The sequence below is a fragment of the Pseudomonas sp. AN3A02 genome, assembly GCF_011765255.1.
Lineage (GTDB): Bacteria > Pseudomonadota > Gammaproteobacteria > Pseudomonadales > Pseudomonadaceae > Aquipseudomonas.
Genome location: NZ_JAARNI010000005.1, coordinates 127,896 through 148,667, shown reverse-complemented (window position 1 = coordinate 148,667; position 20,772 = coordinate 127,896). Strand labels below are relative to the sequence as shown.

General features: G+C 60.2%; 20 protein-coding genes. 16 read left to right on the top strand and 4 right to left on the bottom strand.

Features of this window, described 5'->3' with window-relative positions; translation table 11 throughout:
* The first annotated feature begins 45 nt into the window (after positions 1 to 45).
* From hscA to HBJ59_RS19955, 14 genes are all read left to right on the top strand, one after another.
* Positions 46 to 1,908, top strand: coding sequence for a Fe-S protein assembly chaperone HscA (gene hscA, locus HBJ59_RS20020; RefSeq protein WP_167664533.1), 1,863 nt, complete (start codon positions 46 to 48; stop codon positions 1,906 to 1,908).
* Positions 1,909 to 1,911: 3 nt separating this feature from the next.
* Positions 1,912 to 2,253 (top strand): ISC system 2Fe-2S type ferredoxin, encoded by a 342-nt coding sequence (gene fdx / locus HBJ59_RS20015; RefSeq protein WP_167664532.1) that lies wholly within the window; start codon positions 1,912 to 1,914, stop codon positions 2,251 to 2,253.
* A 14-nt stretch (positions 2,254 to 2,267) separates the two neighbouring features.
* Positions 2,268 to 2,468 (top strand): Fe-S cluster assembly protein IscX, encoded by a 201-nt coding sequence (gene iscX / locus HBJ59_RS20010; RefSeq protein ID WP_076017546.1) that lies wholly within the window; start codon positions 2,268 to 2,270, stop codon positions 2,466 to 2,468.
* A 91-nt stretch (positions 2,469 to 2,559) separates the two neighbouring features.
* The gene (ndk, locus tag HBJ59_RS20005; RefSeq protein ID WP_003175956.1) at positions 2,560 to 2,985 is read left to right on the top strand and encodes a nucleoside-diphosphate kinase; all 426 of its coding nucleotides are present in this window, start codon (positions 2,560 to 2,562) and stop codon (positions 2,983 to 2,985) included.
* 30 nt (positions 2,986 to 3,015) lie between these two features.
* On the top strand, positions 3,016 to 4,164 hold the full coding sequence (gene rlmN, locus HBJ59_RS20000; RefSeq protein WP_003209670.1) for a 23S rRNA (adenine(2503)-C(2))-methyltransferase RlmN: 1,149 nt from the start codon (positions 3,016 to 3,018) through the stop codon (positions 4,162 to 4,164).
* A gap of 12 nt (positions 4,165 to 4,176) precedes the next feature.
* Positions 4,177 to 4,935 (top strand): type IV pilus biogenesis/stability protein PilW, encoded by a 759-nt coding sequence (gene pilW / locus HBJ59_RS19995; RefSeq protein WP_076017545.1) that lies wholly within the window; start codon positions 4,177 to 4,179, stop codon positions 4,933 to 4,935.
* On the top strand, positions 4,935 to 5,918 hold the full coding sequence (locus HBJ59_RS19990; RefSeq protein ID WP_167664531.1) for a RodZ family helix-turn-helix domain-containing protein: 984 nt from the start codon (positions 4,935 to 4,937) through the stop codon (positions 5,916 to 5,918). Before pilW ends, HBJ59_RS19990 begins: the two co-directional genes overlap by 1 nt.
* A 4-nt stretch (positions 5,919 to 5,922) precedes the next feature.
* The gene (ispG, locus tag HBJ59_RS19985; RefSeq protein ID WP_017478664.1) at positions 5,923 to 7,032 is read left to right on the top strand and encodes a flavodoxin-dependent (E)-4-hydroxy-3-methylbut-2-enyl-diphosphate synthase; all 1,110 of its coding nucleotides are present in this window, start codon (positions 5,923 to 5,925) and stop codon (positions 7,030 to 7,032) included.
* Between the two features lie 21 nt (positions 7,033 to 7,053).
* Complete coding sequence (hisS, locus tag HBJ59_RS19980; protein WP_076017543.1) at positions 7,054 to 8,343, top strand: histidine--tRNA ligase; 1,290 nt, start codon at positions 7,054 to 7,056, stop codon at positions 8,341 to 8,343.
* Positions 8,344 to 8,383: 40 nt separating this feature from the next.
* Positions 8,384 to 9,025: a tetratricopeptide repeat protein gene (locus HBJ59_RS19975; RefSeq protein WP_010176862.1), complete on the top strand. Its 642-nt coding sequence runs from the start codon at positions 8,384 to 8,386 to the stop codon at positions 9,023 to 9,025.
* On the top strand, positions 9,018 to 10,169 hold the full coding sequence (gene bamB, locus HBJ59_RS19970; RefSeq protein ID WP_167664530.1) for an outer membrane protein assembly factor BamB: 1,152 nt from the start codon (positions 9,018 to 9,020) through the stop codon (positions 10,167 to 10,169). The genes HBJ59_RS19975 and bamB overlap by 8 nt, the downstream gene beginning before the upstream one ends.
* A gap of 205 nt (positions 10,170 to 10,374) precedes the next feature.
* Positions 10,375 to 11,844 (top strand): ribosome biogenesis GTPase Der, encoded by a 1,470-nt coding sequence (der, locus tag HBJ59_RS19965; protein WP_076017541.1) that lies wholly within the window; start codon positions 10,375 to 10,377, stop codon positions 11,842 to 11,844.
* Between the two features lie 108 nt (positions 11,845 to 11,952).
* Positions 11,953 to 13,101 carry a pyridoxal phosphate-dependent aminotransferase gene (locus HBJ59_RS19960; RefSeq protein ID WP_167664529.1) on the top strand — a complete coding sequence of 383 codons (1,149 nt, stop codon included), beginning with the start codon at positions 11,953 to 11,955 and terminating at the stop codon, positions 13,099 to 13,101.
* Positions 13,089 to 13,880 carry an amidohydrolase gene (locus HBJ59_RS19955; RefSeq protein ID WP_167664528.1) on the top strand — a complete coding sequence of 264 codons (792 nt, stop codon included), beginning with the start codon at positions 13,089 to 13,091 and terminating at the stop codon, positions 13,878 to 13,880. The genes HBJ59_RS19960 and HBJ59_RS19955 overlap by 13 nt, the downstream gene beginning before the upstream one ends.
* Before the next feature lie 193 nt (positions 13,881 to 14,073).
* Here HBJ59_RS19955 and leuA read toward each other — a convergent pair whose 3' ends face one another.
* The 4 genes from leuA to HBJ59_RS19935 all read right to left on the bottom strand — a co-directional run bounded on the left by leuA (position 14,074) and on the right by HBJ59_RS19935 (position 19,179).
* Positions 14,074 to 15,753 carry a 2-isopropylmalate synthase gene (leuA, locus tag HBJ59_RS19950; protein WP_076017538.1) on the bottom strand — a complete coding sequence of 560 codons (1,680 nt, stop codon included), beginning with the start codon at positions 15,751 to 15,753 and terminating at the stop codon, positions 14,074 to 14,076.
* Between the two features lie 320 nt (positions 15,754 to 16,073).
* Positions 16,074 to 16,895 (bottom strand): peptidoglycan DD-metalloendopeptidase family protein, encoded by an 822-nt coding sequence (locus HBJ59_RS19945; RefSeq protein ID WP_076017537.1) that lies wholly within the window; start codon positions 16,893 to 16,895, stop codon positions 16,074 to 16,076.
* A 3-nt stretch (positions 16,896 to 16,898) separates the two neighbouring features.
* Entirely contained in the window at positions 16,899 to 18,278 is a 1,380-nt protein-coding gene (gene xseA, locus HBJ59_RS19940) for an exodeoxyribonuclease VII large subunit (protein ID WP_167664527.1), read from the bottom strand.
* 10 nt (positions 18,279 to 18,288) lie between these two features.
* A complete protein-coding gene (locus HBJ59_RS19935; protein ID WP_167664526.1) occupies positions 18,289 to 19,179 on the bottom strand; it encodes a LysR family transcriptional regulator in 891 nt (296 codons plus the stop codon).
* Positions 19,180 to 19,278: 99 nt separating this feature from the next.
* Between HBJ59_RS19935 and HBJ59_RS19930 the strand changes: the two genes are divergently transcribed.
* Complete coding sequence (locus HBJ59_RS19930; RefSeq protein WP_076017534.1) at positions 19,279 to 20,046, top strand: sulfite exporter TauE/SafE family protein; 768 nt, start codon at positions 19,279 to 19,281, stop codon at positions 20,044 to 20,046.
* Between the two features lie 161 nt (positions 20,047 to 20,207).
* On the top strand, positions 20,208 to 20,756 hold the full coding sequence (locus HBJ59_RS19925) for a hypothetical protein (RefSeq protein ID WP_003209647.1): 549 nt from the start codon (positions 20,208 to 20,210) through the stop codon (positions 20,754 to 20,756).
* Positions 20,757 to 20,772: the final 16 nt, after the last annotated feature.

Here is a 20,772-nt window from a genome sequence, read left to right as displayed (position 1 = left end):
GCCGCCCAGGTTGCACGCCTGATATACAGATAAGTCCTGATTACCATGGCCCTACTGCAGATCGCCGAACCCGGTCAAAGTCCTCAACCGCACCAGCGTCGCCTGGCGGTCGGGATTGACTTGGGCACTACCAATTCGCTGGTCGCTGCATTGCGCAGCGGTCTTTCCGAGCCGCTGCCCGACGCGGATGGCCAAGTCATCCTGCCGTCTGCCGTGCGCTATCACGCTGACCGTACCGAAGTGGGCGAGTCGGCCAAGCTGGCGGCGTCTGCCGACCCGCTGAACACCGTGCTGTCGGTCAAGCGCTTGATGGGTCGTGGTCTTTCCGACGTCAAGCAACTGGGCGACCAGCTGCCGTACCGCTTTGTCGGCGGCGAATCCCATATGCCGTTCATCGACACCATCCAGGGCCCGAAAAGCCCGGTGGAAGTGTCGGCCGATATCCTTAAGGTGCTACGCCAGCGTGCGGAAACCACCTTGGGCGGCGAACTGGTGGGGGCGGTGATTACTGTTCCTGCGTATTTCGATGATGCTCAGCGCCAAGCCACCAAGGATGCGGCGAAACTTGCCGGCCTGAACGTGTTGCGCCTGCTCAACGAGCCGACTGCAGCGGCTGTGGCTTACGGCCTGGACCAGCACGCCGAAGGCCTGGTGGCTATTTACGACCTGGGCGGCGGTACCTTTGATATTTCGATTCTGCGCCTGACCGGCGGTGTCTTCGAAGTGCTGGCTACCGGTGGCGACACGGCCCTGGGCGGCGATGACTTCGATCACGCCATTGCTGGCTGGATCATCACCAGTGCGGGCTTGTCTGCCGACCTGGATCCGGGCGCACAACGTAATCTGCTGCAAACCGCCTGTGCCGCCAAGGAAGCACTCACTGACGCTGCGTCGGTTGAAGTTTCCTACGGTAGCTGGTCGGCCCAACTGACCCGCGAAGCGTTCGATTCGTTGATCGAACCGATGGTCGCCCGCAGCCTGAAAGCCTGCCGTCGCGCGGTGCGTGACTCCGGTATTGAGCTGGAAGACGTCGCCGCCGTGGTGATGGTGGGTGGTTCGACCCGCGTGCCACGTGTCCGCGAAGCCGTTGCCGAAGCCTTTGGCCGCCAGCCGCTGACTGAAATCGACCCGGATCAAGTGGTGGCCATTGGTGCTGCGATCCAGGCTGACACCCTCGCTGGTAACAAGCGCGATGGTGGCGAACTGCTTCTGCTCGACGTGATCCCGTTGTCCCTGGGGCTGGAAACCATGGGCGGCTTGATGGAGAAGGTGATTCCACGCAACACCACCATTCCCGTTGCCCGCGCTCAGGACTTCACCACGTACAAAGATGGCCAGACGGCCATGATGATTCATGTGCTGCAGGGCGAGCGTGAGCTGATCAGCGACTGCCGTTCCCTGGCGCGCTTCGAATTGCGCGGCATTCCGGCGATGGTGGCCGGTGCAGCGAAGATTCGCGTGACCTTCCAGGTCGACGCCGACGGCTTGCTCAGCGTTGCCGCTCGCGAATTGGCCTCCGGCGTTGAAGCCAGCATCCAGGTCAAGCCGTCCTACGGCCTGACCGACGGCGAAATCGCCAAGATGCTCAAGGATTCGTTCCAGTACGCCGGTGACGACAAAGTCGCCCGCGTGCTGCGTGAGCAGCAAGTCGACGCCCAGCGCCTGCTCGAAGCCGTGCAGGGCGCCCTTGAAGCTGACGGCGAGCGTCTGCTGGATGCCGAAGAGCGCATGGTTATCGACCTGCAAATGCAGGAACTGGCTGAATTGATGAAAGGCACCGATGGTTACGCCATCGAGCAACAGACCAAGCGCCTGTCGCAAGTGACCGATGCCTTTGCCGCCCGTCGCATGGACCAGACGGTAAAAGCCGCCCTGGCGGGCCGCAACTTGAATGAACTTGAGGATTAACTGATGCCGCAGATCATTTTTCTGCCACACGCCGAGCATTGCCCGGACGGTATGGTTGTGGAGGCTGAGACCGGCAAGTCCATTCTCGAAGTCGCTCACGACCACCACATCGAGATCGAAAGCGCCTGCGGCGGCGTTAACGCCTGTACCACCTGTCACTGTGTGATTCGTGAAGGTTTCAACAGCCTGGAAGAGGCTGATGAGCTGGAAGAGGACTATCTTGATAGGGCGTGGGGCCTTGAGCCGACGTCGCGCTTGAGCTGTCAGGCAAAAGTGGGAACAGAAGACCTCACCGTCGAGATTCCGAAATATTCGCTCAACCATGCCGCTGAAGCGCCGCACTGATTCAAGGAAGTGTCATGAGTCTTAAATGGGTTGATGTACAAGAAATCGCTATCCTGCTGGCCGATGGTCACCCGGACGTGAACCCTTATTCGCTGAACTTTGTAGCTTTGCGTGACATGGTCATGGCCTTGCCAGGGTTCGAAGATGACCGGGAACGCGGCGGTGAAAAGGTGCTTGAAGCTATTCAGACTGCCTGGAAAGAAGAGCAGGACTGAAGCCTCCCTTACGCAGTTAGGCAATACCCAAGAACCCGCGTATAATTCGCGGGTTTAATTTTTCGCAAATTACCGTTTCTGGAGTTACACCATGGCTGTTCAACGTACTTTCTCCATCATCAAGCCTGACGCTGTTGCAAAAAACGTCATCGGCGAGATCACCACTCGTTTCGAAAAAGCCGGCCTGAAGGTTGTAGCTTCGAAACTCAAGCAACTGTCCAAAGCTGAAGCTGAAGGCTTCTACGCTGAGCACAGCGCTCGTGGTTTCTTCGGCGACCTGGTTGCCTTCATGATCTCCGGCCCTGTTGTTGTTCAGGTTCTGGAAGGCGAAAACGCTATCGCTCTGAACCGTGAGCTGATGGGCGCTACCAACCCTAAAGAAGCTGCTGCCGGCACCATCCGTGCTGACTTCGCTGAATCGATCGACGCCAACGCCGTTCACGGTTCGGACTCCGAAGCCGCTGCTGCCCGCGAAATCTCGTACTTTTTCGCTGCTACTGAAGTAACCGCTCGCTAAGCATTGGCTTAAAAGAGCGAAGGTGAATCCATGACTACATTGACTGCAAAAACCAACCTGCTGGGTCTGACTCAACAGGAAATGGAAAAATTCTTCGACTCAATCGGGGAGAAGCGTTTTCGTGCCGCTCAGGTAATGAAGTGGATTCACCATCTTGGCGTCGATGATTTCGACGCCATGACGAACGTCAGCAAGGCCCTGCGCGACAAGCTCAAGGCCATTGCCGAAGTTCGCGGCCCCGAAGTGGTCAGCGAAGACATTTCCACCGACGGCACCCGTAAATGGGTGGTGCGCGTGGCGTCCGGCAGCTGCGTCGAGACCGTGTACATTCCCCAGGGCAAGCGCGGCACTCTGTGCGTTTCGTCCCAGGCAGGCTGTGCCCTGGACTGCAGTTTCTGCTCCACCGGCAAGCAAGGTTTCAACAGCAACCTCACCGCCGCCGAAGTCATCGGCCAGGTGTGGATTGCCAATAAATCGTTCGGCAGCATCCCGGCAACCGCCGACCGTGCCATCACCAACGTGGTGATGATGGGCATGGGCGAGCCGCTGCTGAACTTCGACAACGTTGTTGCGGCCATGCATTTGATGATGGACGACCTGGGCTACGGCATTTCCAAGCGCCGTGTGACCCTGTCGACCTCCGGCGTGGTACCGATGATCGATGAGCTGGCCAAGCACATCGACGTCTCCCTGGCGTTGTCGCTGCACGCACCGAATGACGCATTGCGTAACCAATTGGTGCCGATCAACAAGAAGTATCCGCTTAAGATGCTGCTCGAATCTTGCCAGCGCTACATGGCGACCTTGGGTGAGAAACGTGTGTTGACCATCGAGTACACCATGCTCAAGGACATCAACGACAAGGTCGAGCACGCGGTCGAGATGATCGAGTTGCTCAAGAATGTACCGTGCAAGATCAACCTGATTCCGTTTAACCCGTTTCCCCATTCTGGCTACGAGCGACCGAGCAACAACGCCATCCGCCGTTTCCAGGATCAACTGCACCATGCAGGCTTCAATGTCACCGTACGCACTACCCGCGGCGAAGACATCGATGCGGCATGTGGCCAATTGGTAGGACAGGTGCTGGATCGCACCCGTCGCAGCGAACGTTATATTGCCGTGCGTGAACTGAGTGCCGCCGACGATATGCCGCAAAGCGCCGCGACTCGAACCTGAGAGAGGATCTCTATGCCCTTGCGCCTTGCGCTGCTTTTGCTTGTTGCCAGCCTCGCGGCTGGCTGTGTTTCATCGGGCCATGACAGCCCGCTGCAAACCGGCAAGGGCCGTGACGAGGCGCGTGCTGCCTATGTGCAGTTGGGCTTGGGGTACTTGCAGCAAGGAATGGCCGAACGGGCCAAGGTGCCGCTGAAGAAGGCCCTCGAGCTGGATGGCAGCGACGCCGACGCCAATGCTGCGTTGGCCTTGGTGTTCCAGGCCCAGGCCGAGCCTGAATTGGCCGATCAATATTTCCACAAGGCCCTGGCCTCACGTCCTGGCGACCCAAGACTGCTGAATAACTACGGCAGTTTTTTGTTTGCGCAGAAACGTTATGACCAGGCGTCCGAATATTTCCAGCAGGCTGCGGCCGATACCCTTTATCCTGAGCGCTCGCGGGTTTTCGAGAACCTTGGGGTGACCTCAATGCTTCTCGGCCAGCGCGACACCGCCCGCCAGCAACTGGAAAAAGCCCTGCACCTGAACCAGCGCCAGCCACGAGCCTTGCTCGAAATGGCTGAGTTGTCCTTCGAAGACAGGCATTATGTGCCGGCACGTGACTATTACGAGCGTTTTAGCCTGCTGAGCGGGCAAAATGCACGTAGTCTATTGCTCGGTGTGCGCCTGGCGACGGTTCATGAAGAACGCGACAAGGCCGCACGTTTTGGCCAGCAACTCGAACGACTCTATCCCGGTACGCCGGAATATCAGCAATACCTGTCGGAGCAATGATGAAAGCGGCGCACCCGGAAGTTGTAGCAGCTAATCGTGGAAACCCAGGCGAGACCTTGCGTCAGGCCCGCGAAAGCAATGGTTGGTCGCTTGCAGAAGTGGCCCTCAAGCTCAATTTGACCACGACTTCATTGGGCAACCTTGAAGCTGGCGCGTTCGACAAGCTGCCAGGGCATACCTTCGCCCGCGGCTATATCCGCGCCTACGCCAAGTTGCTCGGTATTGACCAGGCCGCATTGGTCCAGCAATTCGACCAGATCACCGGTACCGATTCCCAGGGCAGCAATGTCCATGGCCTGGGCCGCATTGAAGAGCCTGTGCGTGTTTCCCACACCATTTTGCGAATTGTCAGCCTGTTGCTGCTGATCGCCGTGATCGGCGGTGGTTTTGTATGGTGGCAGGACCAGACCTCCCAACGCGGCAAGGACCTGTCCAGCAACGCCATGGAGCACGTCGAAGTCGAAAGCGCCGACGGCACCACCCAGATTCATCCATTGGACGAACCGGAAGACCAGGCCGTGGCCGAGGGCCAGGCGGCACCTGAGGCAGAGCCTGACGCCGAGCAGCCTGCTCCGGAAGCGGGTACTGCCCCGGCAGTGACTCCGGTGGCCCCGGCTCCTGCCGTTGCCGCCACGCCAACCGCTCCAGCGCACACCCCGGTGGTACCGGCGCAGGCTCCGGCGCCAACCGCTCCGGCTGCCCCGGCGGTTTCCGCGCCAACCACCCCGGCGCTGATCGCCGGTGATGGCCGAGTACAAATTACCTACGTCGCTGACTGCTGGACGCAAGTCTCCGATGGCAACGGCAAGGTGCTGTTCAGTGGTCTGAAGCGTAAGGGAGATACACTTGACCAGGGCGGCAAGCCTCCTTTGACGCTGCGTCTGGGCTATGCCCGTGGCGCGCAAGTGGCCTACAACGGCCAGCCTGTGGACGTGGCGCCGTTCACCAGTGGCGAGACTGCTCGCCTGAAGTTGGGACAATAAAGTCATGCACGGCGAATCTCCAATCAAACGTCGCGTATCGCGCAAGATCTGGGTCGGCTCGGTGCCGGTGGGTGGCGATGCCCCCATCGCAGTACAGAGCATGACCAACAGCGACACCAATGATGTGGCGGCCACTGTCGCCCAGATCAATCGCCTGGAAGCGGCGGGCGTCGACATCGTGCGGGTTTCCGTACCGGACATGGACGCTGCCGAAGCCTTTGGCCGCATTAAGCAACTGGTCAAGGTGCCGCTGGTCGCCGATATCCACTTCGACTACAAGATCGCTTTGCGCGTGGCCGAACTGGGCGTCGATTGCCTGCGGATCAACCCGGGCAACATCGGTCGTGAAGACCGGGTTCGTGCCGTGGTGGATGCCGCCCGTGATCGCGGGATTCCAATCCGCATCGGCGTCAACGCCGGTTCCCTGGAAAAAGACCTGCAAAAGAAATACGGCGAGCCGACTCCGGCTGCCCTGGTGGAGTCCGCGTTGCGCCACGTTGAACACCTTGAGCGCCTGAATTTCCAGGACTTCAAGGTCAGCGTAAAGGCTTCCGACGTGTTCATGGCGGTAGAAGCGTACCGCCTGCTGGCCAAGGAAATTGTCCAGCCATTGCACTTGGGTATCACCGAAGCCGGCGGTTTACGCTCAGGCACAGTGAAATCTGCGGTGGGTCTCGGTATGCTGCTGGCCGACGGGATTGGCGATACTATTCGCATCTCCCTCGCGGCAGACCCGGTAGAGGAAGTGAAAGTCGGTTACGACATTCTCAAATCCCTGCATTTGCGTTCCCGTGGCATCAACTTCATTGCCTGCCCGAGCTGCTCGCGGCAGAACTTCGACGTGGTGAAAACCATGAACGAACTGGAAGTACGCCTCGAAGATCTGCTGGTGCCGCTGGATGTTGCAGTGATTGGTTGCGTGGTCAACGGGCCGGGTGAGGCTAAAGAAGCCCATGTGGGCCTGACCGGCGGTACGCCAAACCTGATTTACATCGACGGCAAGCCGTCGCAGAAACTGACGAATGACAATCTGGTGGATGAGCTGGAACGGCTGATCCGCCAGAAAGCGGCCGAAAAAGTCGCGGCTGACGCAGCGCTGATCGCGCGCGGCTAAGAACGAATTTAAGGATTAGATGTGAGCAAGTCTCTGCAAGCCATTCGTGGCATGAACGACATCCTGCCTGAGCAGACGCCCCTGTGGCGCTACTTCGAGGGCACTGTCGCGCGCCTGCTGGATAACTACGGTTACAAGCAGATCCGCATGCCGATCGTCGAGTTCACCGAGCTGTTCAAGCGCTCCATCGGTGAAGTGACCGACATCGTCGAAAAAGAGATGTACACCTTCGAAGACCGCAACGGCGACTCCCTGACCCTGCGTCCGGAAGGCACTGCCGCATGCGTGCGTGCAGTGCTCGAGCATGGCCTTACCGGCGGTGGCCAGCCGCAGAAGCTCTGGTACATCGGCCCGATGTTCCGCCACGAGCGTCCGCAGAAAGGCCGTTACCGCCAGTTCCACCAGATTGGCCTCGAAGTGTTCAACCTCGACGGTCCGGACATCGACGCCGAGCTGATCGTGCTGACCTGGCGGCTGTGGGGCATGCTGGGTATTCGCGACGCGGTCAAGCTTGAGCTCAACAGCCTGGGCACCAGCGAATCCCGGGGCCGCTACCGCGAAGCCCTGGTGGAATTCCTGTCGGGCCACCTGGACAAGCTGGACGAAGACAGTCAGCGTCGCCTGAAAACCAACCCGCTGCGGGTACTGGACACCAAGAACGCCGAGACCCAGGCCGTACTCGTGGACGCGCCGAAAATGGCCGACTACTTGGACGACGAGTCCCGCATCCACTTCGAGGGCCTCAAGGCTCGTCTGGATGCAGCCGGTATTCCATACGTCATCAATCCGAAACTGGTGCGTGGCCTCGATTACTACAGCAAGACCGTGTTCGAATGGGTCACTGACAAGCTCGGCGCCCAGGGCACCGTGTGTGCCGGTGGCCGTTACGACGGCCTGGTCGAGCAGATGGGCGGCAAGCCGACCACTGGTGTTGGTTTCGCCATGGGCATCGAGCGGCTGATCCTGCTGCTGGAAACCCTGGAGCAGGTCCCCGAAGAAATCTCCCGTCAGGTGGACGTGTACTTCTGTGCCTTCGGCGAGGCGGCCGAACTGGCTGCCCTGGCCCTGAGCGAGAAGCTGCGCGACCAACTGCCGAACCTGCGCCTGCAAGTCAATGCCGGCGCCGGCAGCTTCAAAAGCCAGTTCAAGAAAGCCGACAAAAGCGGTGCGTTGTATGCACTGATCCTGGGTGATGATGAATTGGCCCAGCAAGTGGTAAGTTTCAAACCCCTGCGTGGTCAGGGTGAACAACAAAGCATTGCCTTTGATGCGCTTGCAGCGCACCTGGCCACCTGCATCGTGCAGGGTTGAAGCTGTCAAACAGCCGATTTAGCGATTAAGGAGTATTGGGGTGTCGAGTACTGATGATGACCAGCTGGCCGAGTTCAAAGACTGGTGGCAGCGCAACGGCAAGCCCCTGGTCACTGGCGGTTTGCTGGCTTTAGTAGTGGTGTTCGGCTGGCAAGCCTGGCACAAGTATCAGGCTAACCAGTCGCAAGGCGCCTCGATTATCTATCAGCAATTGCTGGAAACCACGCTGACGCCCAACGGCAAGCCTGACCTCGCCCAAGTGGCAGACCTGGCCGGCAAGCTGAAGAGCGAATTTGGCGGTAGCACATACGCGCAATACGGCAGCCTGTTCGTCGCAAAAGTTGCGGTCGACAACGGCAAGCTGGATGACGCAGCCTCCGAGCTGAAAGCCATCACCGACAAGCCGGCCAACCCGACACTGGGTGAAATCGCACGTCAGCGTCTGGCTCAGGTACTCGCGGCACAGAACAAGGCCGACGACGCACTGAAACTGCTCGACGGCGATGCTGACAAGGCATTCCTGGCTACTCGTGAAGAGCTCAAGGGCGACCTGCTGGTCCAATTGGGTCGTACCGACGAAGCCAATGCTGCGTACCAAAAAGCCAAGGCGGCGCTGTCTGATGAAGCGGCGGTCGGTGGCTTACAAATCAAGCTCGACGACTTGGCCAAAGGGGATGCGTGACGTGATCCGTTGGAAACATGCAGCATTGCTGGCTCTGGCCGTTTTGGCCGCGGGTTGCAGCAGCAACAGCAAAAAAGAACTGCCTCCGGCCGAGCTGACCAGCTTCAAGGAAGAAGTGGTCCTGCAAAAGCAATGGAGCCGCTCCATTGGTGACGGTCAGGGCGATCTCTACAACCTGATGGTTCCGGCTATCGACGGTGACACCATCTTCGCTGCTGACTCCACCGGCGTTGTGGTCTCCATGGATCGCATGAACGGCGACGTCAAATGGAAGAAAGATCTCGAACTGCCTGTGTCCGGCGCCGTAGGCGTGGGTTCCGGCATGGTGCTGCTCGGCACGCTGAAAGGCGATGTGGTGGCGCTGGACGAGAGCACCGGTGAAGAGAAATGGCGCGCTCGCGTGACCAGTGAAGTGCTCTCGCCACCGGCTACCAACGGTGACATCGTTGTCGTGCAAACCCAGGATGACCGTGTGATCGGCCTCGACGCCGCCACCGGTAACCAGCGCTGGTTGTACGACAGCACGCCGGCGGTCCTGACCTTGCGCGGTACCAGCGGTCCGGTTGTGACCAGCAACCTCGCACTGGCAGGCCTGTCGACCGGTAAAGTGGTCGCCCTGGACACCCAGAACGGCGTACCGGCCTGGGAAACCCGGGTTGCTATTCCTCAGGGTCGTTCGGAACTGGACCGCGTAGTGGACATCGACGGTGGCTTGCTGCTGTCGGGTGAAACCCTTTACGTCGCCACTTACCAGGGCCGTGTTGCGGCGCTGGACGTGCAGAGCGGCCGGATCAACTGGCAGCGTGATGCTTCCAGCTACGCCGGTGTCGCCCAAGGGTTTGGCAGCGTCTACGTAAGCCTGGCGTCTGGCACGGTTGAAAGTGTCGACGAGCGTTCCACCACTGCATTGTGGAGCAACGACTCCCTGGCTCGCCGTCAGTTGTCGGCACCAGAAGTGTTCTCCAGCTACGTAGCGGTAGGCGACTTTGAAGGCTACCTGCACCTGCTCAGCCAGGTGGACGGTCGCTTCGTCGGTCGCGAGCGTATCGACAGCGACGGCCTGCGTGCTCGTCCGCTGGTAGTGGGTAACATGCTTTACGTGTATGGCAACAGCGGCAAACTGGAAGCGCTGACCATCAAGTAAGAACTATGCTTGGGGGGCTAACCCTCAGGCAGCTTCACCTGTAGGAGCAAGCTTGCTCGCGAAAATCGTCAACGATAACGCGAGCAGTCTGGATAAACGCGGTGCCTTTGCGTTTTTCGCGAGCAAGCTCGCTCCTGCAGTCGAGCACCAGCCGCTGCCTTGCAGCGGCTTTTGTATTTTCTGAAATAACGAAGTGGAGAGCCGCATGGTTCCCGTAATCGCCCTGGTGGGCCGACCTAACGTCGGCAAGTCCACCTTGTTCAACCGCCTGACCAGGACTCGCGACGCTATCGTCGGCGACTTGTCCGGTCTGACCCGTGATCGCCAATACGGTGAGGCAAAGTGGCAAGGGCGCTCCTACATTATTGTCGACACCGGTGGTATCTCCGGTGACGAGCATGGCATGGACGAAAAGATGGCCGAGCAGTCGCTGCTGGCCATTGAAGAAGCCGACGTCGTGTTGTTCCTGGTGGACGCCCGCGCGGGCTACACCGCTGCTGACCAGATGATTGGCGAGCACCTGCGCAAGCGCAACAAGCGTTCCTATCTGGTCGCCAACAAGATCGACAACATCGATCCTGAGGCGGCCCGTGCCGAATTCAGCCCGATGGGCCTGGGTGATGCGATCCCGGTTGCCGGTGCCCATGGTCGCGGCATCACCCAGATGCTGGAAATCGCCCTCAGCACCTTTCCCAAGGATGACGACGAGGAAGAAGAGGGCGAAGAAGAGATCGTTGCCGAAGGCGAGGAAGCCAAGCGCATTCCTGGCCCAAGCGAAAAAGACGGTATCAAGATCGCGATCATCGGCCGTCCGAACGTCGGCAAGTCGACGCTGGTCAACCGCATGCTCGGTGAAGATCGGGTAATCGTCTACGACGAGCCCGGCACCACCCGCGACAGTATCTACATCCCGTTCGAGCGTAACGACGAGAAGTACACGCTGATCGACACCGCCGGTGTGCGCAAGCGCGGCAAGATCCACGAGGAAGTTGAAAAGTTCTCCGTGGTGAAAACCCTGCAGGCCATCAAAGACGCCAACGTGGTGATCTTCGTCATGGACGCCCGCGAAGGCGTGGTAGACCACGACCTGAACTTGCTGGGCTTTGCCCTGGAAGCCGGTCGCGCCTTGGTGATCGCTATCAACAAGTGGGACGGCATGACGCCGAGCGAGCGCGATTTCGTCAAGATCGAGCTGCAGCGTCGCCTGTTCTTCGTCGAGTTTGCCGATATCCACTTTATCTCGGCACTGCACGGTACCGGCGTGGGCAACCTCTACGCTTCGGTGCAGAACTCGTTCAAGTCCGCGGTCACCCGCTGGCCGACCAACCGCCTGACCCAGATTCTGGAAGATGCGGTCAGCGAGCACGCGCCGCCGATGGTCAACAACCGTCGGATCAAGCTGCGTTACGCTCACTTGGGTGGTGCCAACCCGCCGATTATCGTGATTCACGGTAACCAGCTGGAGAAGGTGCCGAAGTCCTACGTGCGTTACCTGGAAAACACCTATCGCCGTGTCTTGAAACTGGTCGGTACGCCGATCCGTATCGAGTTCAAGGGTGGCGAGAACCCGTACGAAGGTAACAAGAACAGCCTCACCGACCGCCAGGTCAACAAAAAGCGCCGGATGATGACGCACCACAAGAAAGCCGACAAAAAGCGCCGCGACAAGCGCTGATCCTGATCGGTTGAAAAAGGGCTCTTTAAGAGCCCTTTTTTGTGCCTGGCGGTTGACCCTTCGCGGCATGCAGCTTAAAACTTGGGGCTCACCGCAAGGGGCGCACCGATGATCACCAGTAAGCTGCCGAATGTCGGCACCACCATCTTCACCACCATGTCGCAACTCGCCGCCGAAACCGGTGCGCTCAACCTGTCCCAAGGCTTTCCCGACTTCAATGGGCCTCAGGGTTTGCTCGATGCGGTGGGCAAGCACATTGCCCTTGGCCATAACCAATACGCGCCCATGACCGGCCTGCCGGTGCTGCGTCAGCAAGTGGCGGCCAAGATCGCCCGCAGCTATGGCGCCACGGTGAATGCCGACAGCGAAGTGACCATCACCCCTGGCGCCACTGAGGCGATCTTCTGCGCGATCCAGGCGGTGATCCGCAGCGGTGATGAAGTGATCGTGTTCGATCCGGCCTACGACAGCTATGAGCCCTCGGTTGAGCTGGCGGGCGGTCGCTGCATACATGTGCAACTGGGCCTGAATGACTTCTCCCTCGACTTCGAACAGATCAAGGCGGCGCTGTCCCCGCGCACCCGCATGATCATCCTTAACAGCCCGCACAACCCTACGGGTGCCCTGATCAGCCGCGCCGAGCTGGACCAGTTGGCCGAGTTGATCCGCGACCGCGACATCTACCTGGTCAGCGACGAGGTCTACGAGCACCTGGTATTCGACGGGGTGCCCCACGTCAGCGTGCTGGCCCACGAAGAGCTGTACCAGCGCGCCTTCGTGGTCAGCTCCTTCGGCAAGACCTACCACGTCACCGGCTGGAAAACCGGCTATGTGGTCGCGCCACCGGCCCTCAGTGCCGAGCTGCGCAAGGTGCATCAATATGTCAACTTTTGCGGCGTGACCCCGTTGCAGTACGCTTTGGCAGACTTCATGGCCGAACACCCGGAACACGTAGAGCAATTGCCGGCTTTCTATCAAGCCAAGCGCGACCTGTTCTGCGACCTGCTGGAACCGTCGCGTTTCAGCTTTACCCGGGTGGCCGGTACTTACTTCCAACTGGTGGATTACTCACAGATTCGCCCGGACCTGGATGACGTCGCCATGTCGCTATGGATGACCCGCGAACATGGCGTGGCGACCATTCCGGTCTCGGTGTTCTACCAGAACCCACCGCAGGGCCAGCGCCTGGTGCGACTGTGCTTTGCCAAACGCGAGGAGACGCTGCGCCAAGCAGCCGAGAAACTATGCGTGATCTAAGTGCACTGCCAAACCTGAACATTGCCCTGGTGCAAACCACCCTGGCCTGGCACGACCGCCAGGCCAACCTGGAGCATTTCGAACTGCTGCTGGACCAGGCTGAGGGCGCCGACCTGATCGTGTTGCCGGAGATGTTCACCACCGGTTTCTCGATGGAATCGGAAACCCTCGCCGAGCCCGAAAACGGCCCCACTCATCAATGGCTGCAGGCCCAGGCGAAGAAGTACAACGCGGTAATCACCGGCAGCGTGATCATCCAGGCCGCCGACGGCAGCCACCGCAATCGCCTGCTGTGGGCGCGCCCGGATGGCGAGGTGCTGCACTACGATAAGCGTCACCTGTTCCGCATGGCCGGTGAGCACGATCACTACACCCCCGGCGAGCGCCAGGTGCAGTTCGAACTCAAGGGCTGGCGGATTCGTCCGTTGATTTGCTACGACCTGCGCTTCCCGGTGTGGAGCCGTGACGCCCAGGACACGGACCTGCTGCTGTACACCGCGAACTGGCCGGGTGCTCGGCGCCAGCACTGGAACCGCTTGTTGCCGGCACGGGCAATTGAAAACCTGTGCTACGTGGCGGCAGTAAATCGGGTTGGCACGGACGGGAAGGGTTTTGCCTACACCGGCGACAGCCAGGTCGTGGACTTCCAGGGAGAAAGCCTGCTGAGCGCAGGGGAGGCGGACGGGGTGTTCCAAGTGTGCCTGGACGCAGCGGAATTGGCGGATTACCGCACACGCTTCCCGGCGAACCTGGATGCGGACAGCTTCGAGTTCACCTGAAGGATTTTCGTCGCCTTATAGATTGCCTTCGCGAGCAAGCCCGCTCCCACATTCGACCTGCGCCACCTGAAAGAACGCGGTCAAAATGTGGGAGCGGGCTTGCTCGCGAAGAGGCCCTGAAAATCACCACAAACTCTAATAAAAAAGCCCCTGGATTCTCATCCCGGGGCCTTTTGCATTTTGCGGTCAGTGTTTACGCCGCTTTCGCTTCCAGCTGGCTCAACGAGCGGTTCAGCGCACTGAACACCGCCTTGAAGCTCGCCGTGGTGATGTTCTCATCAATGCCCACGCCGTGCACCGGACGCTCACCGTTCACTCGCAGCTCAATGTAAGCAGCGGCCTTGGCATTGGTGCCGGCTCCAATCGCGTGTTCGTTGTAGTCCATGATCTCAACACCAATCGGCAGGCCGGCCACCAGCGCTTCCAGGGCGCCGTTGCCTTTGCCATGCCAGCGCAGGTTGGTTTCGCCCTGGCCTTTGCCGGAGACTTCAACTTCCACCGAGCTGTTGCCGTTCTCTTCCTGCAAGCGATGGCTGACCAGCGCGTAAGGAATGTTGGCCTGCAGGTATTCACGCTGCAACAAGCTGTAGATCTGCGAGGCGGTCATCTCCAGGCCCACGCGGTCGGTTTCGGCCTGTACCACCTGGCTGAACTCGATCTGCATGCGGCGCGGCAAGCTGATGCCGTATTCCTGCTCCAGCAGGTAGGCGATGCCGCCTTTGCCCGACTGGCTGTTGACGCGAATCACTGCCTCGTAGCTGCGGCCGATGTCCGCCGGGTCGATCGGCAAGTACGGCACTTCCCACAGGGTATCGTCTTTCTGCTGGGTGAAGCCCTTGCGGATCGCGTCCTGGTGGGAGCCTGAGAACGCGGTGTGAACCAAGTCGCCGACGTACGGGTGACGCGGGTGCACCGGGATCTGGTTGCACTCTTCGACGACTTTGCGGATGCCGTCGATGTCGGAGAAGTCCAACTGAGGGTCGAGGCCCTGGGTGTACATGTTCAACGCCACGGTCACCAGGTCGACGTTACCGGTACGCTCGCCGTTGCCGAACAGGCAGCCTTCGACACGGTCGGCGCCGGCCATCAGGCCCAATTCGGTAGCGGCCACGCCAGTGCCACGGTCGTTGTGGGTGTGCAGGCTGATGATCACGCTGTCACGACGGTTGATATGGCGACCGAACCACTCGATCTGGTCGGCATAGATGTTCGGGGTGGCGCATTCAACAGTAGCTGGCAGGTTGAGAATCACCTTGTGCTCAGGGGTCGGGTTCCAGACTTCGATCACCGCGTCACAGACTTCCTTGGCGAACTCAAGCTCAGTGGCGCTGAAGGTCTCTGGCGAGTACTCGAAGGTCCACTGGGTTTCCGGTTGCTGGGCTGCGTATTTGACGAACAGCTTGGCCGCGTTGACCGCGATGGCCTTGATGCCGTCCTTGTCCTGGTTGAACACAATGCGGCGGAACGACGGCGAGGTGGCGTTGTACAAGTGAACGATGGCTTTCTTCGCCCCGCGCAGGGACTCGAAGGTGCGTGCGATCAAGTCTTCACGGCCCTGGGTCAGCACCTGGATGGTGGTGTCCTCGGGGATGTGATTGTCTTCGATCAGGGTACGCACGAAGTCGAAGTCGGTTTGCGACGCGGCCGGGAAGGAGGCTTCGATTTCCTTCACACCGACGGCGACCAAGGTCTTCCAGAAGCGCAGCTTTTTCACCGCGTCCATCGGCTCGATCAGCGACTGGTTGCCGTCGCGCAAGTCGGAACTGCACCAGATCGGCGCGGCGGTAATGGTCTTCGACGGCCAGGTGCGGTCCGGGATATCAATGGTCGGGAACGCGCGGTACTTCGAAGACGGGTCTTTGAGCATGCTCATCGGGAAATCCTTTGTTTAGGGGCCGAGAAGAGGCGGCCTGCCGTAAAACTGTTATTGGGAATAAAGCAGAAGACGAGGCAGATCGATTCAGCCTGGCAGTCGTGCGCTGACGAGGCACAGGCTGCGGTGCTGGCGGAGCTGAATGAGGGTGTGAGAGGTTTTCATAGGTCCAACCCTAACCGCCGGGGTGAAAGATGGCAAGCAGTCGAAAAAAATTGAGAGAAGTTCTTCTATCGGCTAAGAAAACGAGATTTTATGGTTGATAATTGCGCGCAGGGTTGTTTTGTTTGCGCACCCGTTGCCGGGTGCGCAATTGAACGTCAGGGCTGAAACGCGCCGATAAAGATCGCCGGATCCACCCGTGCGTCGTTCAGGCTGATGTTCCAATGCATATGCGGCCCGGTCGCCCGGCCGGTGGAACCGACCTTGCCCACTACCGCACCACGGGCCAGTTGCTGGCCAACGCTCACATCTATCTTCGACATATGGCAGAACATGCTGATAAAGCCCTGGCCATGGTCGACAAACACGGTGTTGCCGTTGAAGAAGTAGTTACCGGTCAGAATCACCTTGCCCGCCGCCGGGGTCTTGATCGGCGTTCCGGCGCCCACGGCAAAGTCCAGGCCCGAATGCGGATTACGCTCCTCGCCATTGAAGAAACGTCGTACGCCGAACTTGCTCGACAGCGGCCCGTTCACCGGCTTGTCCAGCAGCAGGTTGCTCGGCGTGTTCGGGCTGAAGCTGCGATAGGCCTTGAGCTGGACCGCCAGCTCGCCCTCGATGCGTTTGAGCTGCGCCGGGTCCGGGTTCACCTGGCTTTTGTTCTTCAGGGTGATGTGCTGCTCGGGGTATTTCTTGAACCCCACGACAAACGGCAGGTTCTGCGCACCGCTGGTGATTCGTTGGGTGCCGGGTTTGACCGTCAGCGGGATACCGACAATCGCCAGCCAGTTGTTCTGTTCCTTCACCACCAGCACTGGCCGGTTCAGGTAGGTGGCTTTGGGCGCCGTCGCCGAAGTGCCGAGGTCGACCACTGCGACGCCACCGGGTACCGGCTTGTTCAGCAAGCGAGTGATGTAGCTATCGGCATGGGCATTGAAGGTCAGGCACAACAGCATCAACAAACTTAAAAAGCGTGGCATCAATCAATCCAGTAACGAGAGGGTGACGGGCGTCAGGTGGTTGTCTTCCACCCGCACTTGCAATTGGCCTTCACCGAGGCGCGCGGTCAGGCGCTGGCCGGTGTGGGTTTGCGCGGCGTTGCGTATTGCCTGGCCGCGCTCGTCGAGCAGGATGCTGTAGCCGCGTCCGAGAGTAGCCAGCGGGCTGACCACGTGCAGCGTTTGCACCTGGCTTTGCAGTTGCAGGCGACGGGCCTTGAGGCCTTCGCGCATGGCGCGGGGCAGGCGTTCGGCGAGGCTGTCCAGGCGTTGGCGCAGCAGCGCCAATTGACGCCCAGGGTGCTGGCCGGCGAGGCGGGTTTCGAGGCGGATCAGCCGTTCGCGACGGGTGTTGAGGCTGTGTTCGAAGGCTCGGCGCAGGCGCATGTCCAGGTCGTCGAGGCGCTGGGCTTGCTGGCGCAGACGTTCGCCCGGGTGACGCAGGCGACGGGCCATGCCTTCCAGGCGCAGGCGGTCGTGGGTCAGGCGGTTGCGCATCAGCATCACCAGGCGGCGGTGCAAATTCTCTACCTGGCGAGTCAGGTGGCTGGAATCCGGCGCTAATAGTTCGGCAGCGGCGGAAGGGGTAGGGGCGCGTACGTCGGCGACAAAGTCGCTGATCGACACATCGGTCTCATGGCCAACGGCGCTGACGATGGGCGTCACGCAGGCGTCCACGGCACGCGCCACGGCTTCTTCGTTGAAGCACCAGAGGTCTTCCAGCGAGCCGCCGCCACGGGCCAGGATCAGCGCGTCGAAGCCGCGTGCATCGGCCAGCTTCAGTGCGCGGACGATCTGCGCCACGGCTTCACGACCTTGCACGGCTGTCGGGATCAGCGTCAGTTCCACGTTGGGCGCCCGGCGGCGGAACACGCTGATGATGTCGCGAATCACCGCGCCGGTGGGCGAGCTGATAATCCCGATGCGTCGTGGGTGTGCGGGCAGCGGCACCTTGCGCCCGGCACTGAACAGGCCTTCGGCGCTGAGTTTTTCCTTCAGCGCGTCGAAGGCCAGGCGCAGTGCGCCGTCACCGGCCGGCTCCACCGTGTCGAGAATCAGCTGATAGTCGCCACGGCCCTCAAACAGCGAGACCTTGCCCCGTACCTTCACCGCCAGGCCGTCTTTCAACGCCTGGCGCACCCGTGCGGCATTCTGCCGGAACAGCGCACAACGCACTTGGGCGCCGCTGTCCTTGAGGGTGAAATACACGTGGCCGGAGGCCGGGCGGGCAAGGTTGGAGATCTCGCCTTCGACCCAGATATTGGTGAACACGTCTTCCAGCAACACCCGCGCGCGGCCGTTGAGCTGGCTGACAGTCAGGACTTCGCGGTCCAGGCCCAGACGGGCAAAGGGATCTTTAATCATGGGCGGCAGTTTATAGGCATTCGTGCAGGGTTTGACAGAACTGCTCCACCAGCGCGCTCGGCGTTTGCTGGCAGGCGAGGGCGACAGTGCTTTGGCAATCGGGATCGGCCAGGGGCAGAAACTGAATGTTGGCCGGCGCAATGTCCTGCATCGACTCCGGCAGCAGGGCAATCCCGAATCCGGCCTGGATCAGCTGCAATTGCGTGGTCTTGCGCGACATCACCCGGGCGGCCTTGGGGAAAAATCCTGCACGCATGCACAACTCGGCTGACAGGTAACTCAGCCCACCGCGCTGGGGGTGAGGGATCGAGATAAACGCTTCGTTCTTCAGTTGCGCCAAATCGATACCGGATGTGTGCCCGGCCAACCGGTGGTTCGGCGGAACGGCCAGCAACAGCCGCTCGCTATATAAAGGCACGATGCGCACGCCTTCGCGCTGGCGCAGCACCGGCAAGCGCAACAGCCCGACCTCCAGCCGACCGTCGGCGATTTCCTCCAGCTGGGCTTCGGAGGACAGTTTGACGATGTCCATCGACACGCCCGGGCATTGCTCCAGCCAGGCACCGATGCCGCGCAGCAGGCGGCCACTCATCGGCACCGTGCTCGAATGGCTCATCCGCAGCGTGCCGAGTTGGCCATTGCCCACTTGCGTCGCCATTTCACTGGCTTTGAGCAGTTCGCCCAGCAGGTTGCGTGCCCGTGGGTAAAACACCTCGCCCGCAGCCGTTAGCCGTGGCTGGCGTGCGGTGCGTTCGAACAAGGGCGTTTGCAGCAGGTTTTCCAGCTCCTTGATCTGCCGGCTGAGGGCCGATTGCGCTACAAACAGCCGCTCGGCCGCCGCGCTGAAGCTGCCGCTCTCGGCGATTTCGACGAAGTAACGCAACTGCCGGGTAGAAATCACAAGTCATGCCTTTTCGAGATGGGTGGCGAGCTTTGAAGATATTAGTCGCAACCCTCGCCAATGGCTAAAGTGATGGCCATCTCCAATAAGGAATACGTCATGAGCCCGGTCGAACTGTTGAGTCATTGGTCGTTTGGCGGTGTTGACTGGCTGGTGATCGGCGTGGCGATTGCCCTGGCCTATATCGTATTTGGTATCGCCGGTTTTGGTACTGCGCTGGTGGCGGGGCCGATCCTGATTCTGTTCATGCCGCTGTCGAAGATCATCCCGTTGCTGGTGCTGCTGGATTTTGTCGCGGCCTTTGGCAACCTCCTGCAATCGCGGCGGGATGTGGTGAAGCCCGAGTTACTGAGGCTGCTGCCGTGCATGGCGATTGGCTGCACCCTGGGGGTGATCTTCCTGCTTAACCTGCACTCCGATTTATTGTTGCTGCTGATGGGGCTGTTTATCAGCGCCTATGCGATCTACAGCCTGGCGGTGAAGGCCAAACCCACGCAACTGGCGGCCGGTTGGGCGATTCCCATGGGAGTTGTCGGTGGGTTGTTCGGGGCATTGTTCGGCAGTGGCGGTTTTCTGTATGCGATCTACCTCAACAGCCGTTTACCCAAGGATGGCGCGCGGGCGACCCAGAGTGCCTTGATCAGTTGCAGCACGGTGGTGCGCCTGAGCCTGTTTTTGATCGCGGGCGTGTATGCCGAGCTACCCTTGTTGATGTTGGCGGTGTGCCTGTTGCCGGCCATGGCGCTAGGGCTGTGGGCGGGCCGGAGGCTGACCCTGCGCATGTCCCGCGAGGCGTTCGTGCGGTTGGTGACCTGGCTGGTGCTGGCCAGCGGCATTGCACTGATTGCCCGTTACTTGAGTACTTGACCTGTGGGTGTCAGGGATTAAGCTGCCGGGCTTTAGGGCCTCTTCGCGAGCAAGCCCGCTCCCACATTCGACTGCATTTATCCTGTAGGAACGCGGTCGAATGTGGGAGCGGGCTTGCTCGCGAAGGCGTCAGAAGCCACACCGCAGGACACCCAGGCACCATGAACTCCCAAAGCATCCTTGTCCCCAAGATCTCCACCTTGCCCGTCCACGAACCCCGCGCCCGGGCGATTGTGCGCTGGCTGGTGCGCAAGAACATCGTCAAGGAAGAACTCACCACCTGCGGGCGCACCGGCAACCGCATGGGCTACGCCCTGGCCGACGGTGCCCGCGCCGTGGTGCTGCATCCCGACGCACTGCCGTTCAACGAGCCGATCAACGGCCTGGAGATCATCTACAAGCGCTGCATCTACACCCCTGCCAAGGGCTTTCTCGAAGAAGCCGGCTGCCCCGAATGCCTCAAGGAAGTCGGCGAAGCACTGTTCGAAAGCCTGGAAGACTGGATGCCCGGCCACACCGATAACTTCACCTGCCCGCTGTGTGGGCATGAAGACGACATCAATGGCTTCCTGTTCCTGCAGGAGTGCGGCTTTTCCAACCTGGGATTTATCTTCAATAACTGGGCGGAGGCGGGGTTCAAGCAGAGTTTTATCGACGAATTTGCCGACTGGCTGGACCAGAAGATGAGTTGGGTCAAAGTCGAACTTTAATCCGATGTGATCGTTC

Coding starts and splice junctions, on each gene's coding strand:
- hscA (WP_167664533.1), top strand. CDS start 46: ATGGCCCTACTGCAGATCGCCGAACCCGGTCAAAGTCCTCAACCGCAC.
- fdx (WP_167664532.1), top strand. CDS start 1,912: ATGCCGCAGATCATTTTTCTGCCACACGCCGAGCATTGCCCGGACGGT.
- iscX (WP_076017546.1), top strand. CDS start 2,268: ATGAGTCTTAAATGGGTTGATGTACAAGAAATCGCTATCCTGCTGGCC.
- ndk (WP_003175956.1), top strand. CDS start 2,560: ATGGCTGTTCAACGTACTTTCTCCATCATCAAGCCTGACGCTGTTGCA.
- rlmN (WP_003209670.1), top strand. CDS start 3,016: ATGACTACATTGACTGCAAAAACCAACCTGCTGGGTCTGACTCAACAG.
- pilW (WP_076017545.1), top strand. CDS start 4,177: ATGCCCTTGCGCCTTGCGCTGCTTTTGCTTGTTGCCAGCCTCGCGGCT.
- HBJ59_RS19990 (WP_167664531.1), top strand. CDS start 4,935: ATGAAAGCGGCGCACCCGGAAGTTGTAGCAGCTAATCGTGGAAACCCA.
- ispG (WP_017478664.1), top strand. CDS start 5,923: ATGCACGGCGAATCTCCAATCAAACGTCGCGTATCGCGCAAGATCTGG.
- bamB (WP_167664530.1), top strand. CDS start 9,018: ATGCGTGACGTGATCCGTTGGAAACATGCAGCATTGCTGGCTCTGGCC.
- der (WP_076017541.1), top strand. CDS start 10,375: ATGGTTCCCGTAATCGCCCTGGTGGGCCGACCTAACGTCGGCAAGTCC.
- HBJ59_RS19960 (WP_167664529.1), top strand. CDS start 11,953: ATGATCACCAGTAAGCTGCCGAATGTCGGCACCACCATCTTCACCACC.
- HBJ59_RS19955 (WP_167664528.1), top strand. CDS start 13,089: ATGCGTGATCTAAGTGCACTGCCAAACCTGAACATTGCCCTGGTGCAA.
- leuA (WP_076017538.1), bottom strand. CDS start 15,753: ATGAGCATGCTCAAAGACCCGTCTTCGAAGTACCGCGCGTTCCCGACC.
- HBJ59_RS19945 (WP_076017537.1), bottom strand. CDS start 16,895: ATGCCACGCTTTTTAAGTTTGTTGATGCTGTTGTGCCTGACCTTCAAT.
- xseA (WP_167664527.1), bottom strand. CDS start 18,278: ATGATTAAAGATCCCTTTGCCCGTCTGGGCCTGGACCGCGAAGTCCTG.
- HBJ59_RS19930 (WP_076017534.1), top strand. CDS start 19,279: ATGAGCCCGGTCGAACTGTTGAGTCATTGGTCGTTTGGCGGTGTTGAC.
- HBJ59_RS19925 (WP_003209647.1), top strand. CDS start 20,208: ATGAACTCCCAAAGCATCCTTGTCCCCAAGATCTCCACCTTGCCCGTC.